Raw genomic sequence first — 2,112 nt, 5'->3', positions numbered from 1 at the left:
GCTCGGCGGCGTGCAGTACCGCCGAGTGCTCGATGGCCGAGTGCACCAGGGTCGCCCCGACCCGGCGTCGCCCGGCCAGGCCGCCGAGCACGGCGGCGTGGGCCGCGGTCGTACCGCTGGCGGTGAAGGAGAGCTCGTCGGCGCGGACGCCGAGGGTCTGCGCGGTGGCCTCGCGGGCGGCGTCGAGCAGCTGGCGGGCCCGGCGGGCCTGGCTGTAGAGCTTGCCGGGGTCGGCCCAGCCGTCGTCCAGCGCGGCCAGCAACGCCTGCCGGGCGACCGGGTGCAGTGGCGCGGCGGTGGCCGCGTCCAGGTAGACCGGGGATGCGCTCACGAAAGCTCACGCTATCGCGCCGGTACCGGCAAGATCCCCCCGATGGGGGCGGAGGTTGACCCCAACACGGTCCAGTCCGTCATGGTCGAGTAATCTGCGACCGTCGGTGACGCCTTTGCCGTCGGTGCTGATGGAAACAACCACCGCGGCGCGCTAGGGAGGCAGGACCAGGTGGTCGCAAGGAGTTCGGAGGTACGGTCGTCGGCCGTACGGCACAGCGCTTCCCGAGGAGCCGGTGGGCGCCGGGGGCGTGGTGCTGGTCGGCTCGCCGGGCTCGGTCTCGGTGGAGCCGCGCTGCTGGTTCTGCTCACCGGCTGCGACGTCGGCAAGACGTTCGCCGGCTTCGGGTGGCCGCAGGGTGGCATCACTCCCGAGTCGCACCGGATGTACGACCTGTGGATCGCGTCCTGCATCGCGGCGCTCGCGGTCGGCTTCTTCGTCTGGGGCCTGATCTTCTGGTGCGTGATCCGCTACCGGAAGCGGGGCAACGAGCTGCCGGTGCAGACCCGCTACAACATGCCGATGGAGTTCCTCTACACCATCGCGCCGATCCTGATCGTCTCCGTGCTCTTCTACTACACGGCGGTCGTCCAGACCAACGTGGTGGCGACGACGAAGAACCCGGACGTCACGGTCGAGGTCGTCGCCTTCAAGTGGAACTGGCAGTTCAACTACCGCGACGGCCAGGGCCGCGACGCCAACACCGTGGCCTCGGTGCTCGGCACCAGCGACGTCATCCCGGTGCTGGTCCTGCCGACCGGCCGGTCGATCCGGTTCGAGGAGCAGAGCCGCGACGTCATCCACTCGTTCTGGGTGCCGGAGCTGCTGTTCAAGCGGGACGTCTTCCCGGGCAACATCCGCAACGTCTTCGAGGTCTCCGAGTTGCAGACCGAGGGCGCCTATGTCGGCCGCTGCGCCGAGCTTTGCGGTAGCTACCACGCCTTCATGAACTTCGAGCTGCGGGTCGTCTCGCCGCAGAAGTACGACCAGTTCCTGGCGGCCAAGAAGGCCGGCAAGTCGACCCAGGACGCGCTCAAGGCCATCGGCGAGCCGGCGTACGCGGAGACCACCCAGCCGTTCAACACGCGGCGCAACAGCGCCAACTTCAACCCGGACAGCGCCACTGCCGGCGCGGGAAGCTGAGGGGACCGGCATGAAGACCGAGTGGCGGATCTTTCTGATCGTCGCGACGTTCCTCCTCGGCGTCGGCATCCTCTACGCCTCGTGGACGTACGGCGAGGGCGGCCGGGTGGAGTGGGTCGGCACGGTGGCGCTGCTGCTGTCCTTCCTGCTCTGCGCGATGTGCGGCGGCTTCTTCTGGTTCGTGTCGCGCCGGATCGACCTGCGTCCGGAGGACCGGCCGGACGCTGAGATCGCCGACGGCGCGGGCGAGGTCGGCTTCTTCAGCCCGGGCAGCTACTGGCCGTTCGGTCTGGCGCTGGCCGCCGCGATCGCGGGTCTGGGTCTGGTGTTCTGGCAGTTCTGGCTGCTGGGTCTCGGCCTGGTGGCGGTCATCTTCTCCGCCTGCGGCCTGCTCTTCGAGTACTACACCGGTACCCGCCGCACCGCCGAGCACTGAGCCTGTCGGCTTCCTCGTGGGCCCGCGTCCCGATCAGGGACGCGGGCCCACCTGCGTGCGGGGCCGTCGGCTTCCGGGGCGCCCGTCGGCGGGACCGGCGGAGCCGACCCGCGACCGGGACCCGCCTTCGGGTGCGGTCGGACGGCAGAGGGGCGCGTCAGGCGGCGCGGCGGGTACCGGTGTAGTACTCGAAGAGCAGGCC

3 protein-coding genes are annotated in these 2,112 nt (G+C 70.2%); 2 read left to right on the top strand and 1 reads right to left on the bottom strand.

The annotated features are described in order from the left end of the window. On the bottom strand, positions 1-331 hold a 331-nt coding region (locus DKL51_RS11660; protein ID WP_124812042.1), incomplete at its 3' end, for an aminotransferase class V-fold PLP-dependent enzyme. A gap of 171 nt (positions 332-502) precedes the next feature. Here DKL51_RS11660 and ctaC point away from each other — a divergent pair. Together ctaC and DKL51_RS11650 are read left to right on the top strand one after the other, a co-directional pair. After that, on the top strand, positions 503-1,474 hold the full coding sequence (gene ctaC, locus DKL51_RS11655) for an aa3-type cytochrome oxidase subunit II (protein ID WP_109944877.1): 972 nt from the start codon (positions 503-505) through the stop codon (positions 1,472-1,474). A 10-nt stretch (positions 1,475-1,484) separates the two neighbouring features. Further along, positions 1,485-1,910 carry a cytochrome c oxidase subunit 4 gene (locus tag DKL51_RS11650; protein ID WP_109944876.1) on the top strand — a complete coding sequence of 142 codons (426 nt, stop codon included), beginning with the start codon at positions 1,485-1,487 and terminating at the stop codon, positions 1,908-1,910. The last annotated feature ends 202 nt before the right edge of the window (positions 1,911-2,112 follow it).

Source organism: Micromonospora globispora, from assembly GCF_003857015.1.
GTDB lineage: Bacteria > Actinomycetota > Actinomycetes > Mycobacteriales > Micromonosporaceae > Micromonospora > Micromonospora globispora.
This window is presented reverse-complemented; position numbering and strand designations above follow the sequence as displayed.